The sequence below is a fragment of the Bradyrhizobium sp. Ses1 genome (assembly GCF_059512365.1).
This window is the reverse complement of record NZ_JCAMOQ010000182.1, coordinates 1-942: the sequence shown is the minus strand read 5'-3', so window position 1 is coordinate 942 and position 942 is coordinate 1. Positions and strand designations below refer to the sequence as shown.

The window sequence follows — 942 nt, the reverse complement described above, 5'->3', positions numbered from 1 at the left end:
GGCGGCTGGGAGCCATTCGGGCCGCTGCGCATCATCACTCGGGCCGAGGGCAACATCCTCTACGAGCTGGATAGGCGGTCAGCGCTCGATCTCTATAAATCGTACCTGGGCTCACACGCCGACCGGTTGCCAAGCTCTGCCCTGCTCTTTCCAATCTTGGTTACCGAAGCAAAGGGCGGCCAGGGTGTCGTCCGGACCGTCCTGGCTGTGGACGAGCAGAACAAGTCAATGACGTTCGCCGGCGACATCCCACAGGGCGGAACGGCGCACTTGATGAAGACCCATGTTGACGATCTGGTCGACGGCGCGACGGCCGCCGCCAAGGCCAGCCTCAGTGGGCTGGGCGGCAGGCGACCAGATCTTGCAATTCTGGTGAGCTGTGTCGGTCGTAAGCTGGTGATGAAGCAGCGTACCGAGGAAGAAATTGAAGCAATCCGGGATGTCTTCGGGACGGATACGAAGATTTCCGGGTTCTACTCGTACGGCGAGCTCTGTCCCTTCGTGCAGGGTGGCGAGTGCCGCCTGCACAATCAAACCATGACCATAACGACGTTCGCCGAGCACTGAACCTCATAGGGCACCGATGCACAGGCTGCTACGACGCCAGCTCAGAAAGCACCTCGGTATCGAGGACGCAGTACCGGCTGTGCTGCAAGCTTTCGTAGCAGCCGTCGATGCCGCATACGCCGATTTCGATGGCGATCGGGCGATACTGGAGCGCTCACTCGAGCTGAGCTTGAAAGAGCTGTCGGAGGCACGCGACAAGGCCACGCAGGCCCAGACCCGGCTGACCGACGCGCTCGAGAGCATTTCGGAAGGCTTTTTCCTGTTCGAATCCGATGATCGCATGGTGCTATGCAACTCACGCTATCGCGAGCTCTATCCGGGGTTGGCCGACCTCATGCAGCCGGGGCTGGAGTTTGAGCATTTGATCGAGACCGT

General features: G+C 60.4%; 2 protein-coding genes. Both read left to right on the top strand.

Annotation, left to right across the window (positions count from 1 at the left end; genetic code table 11):
- Positions 1–567 (top strand): FIST signal transduction protein (locus AC5ZG5_RS46250; RefSeq protein ID WP_496165576.1); only part of this gene is annotated, 567 nt, incomplete at its 5' end.
- A 16-nt stretch (positions 568–583) separates the two neighbouring features.
- Positions 584–942: PAS-domain containing protein (locus tag AC5ZG5_RS46245; protein WP_496165575.1), on the top strand; the 359-nt coding region annotated here is incomplete at its 3' end.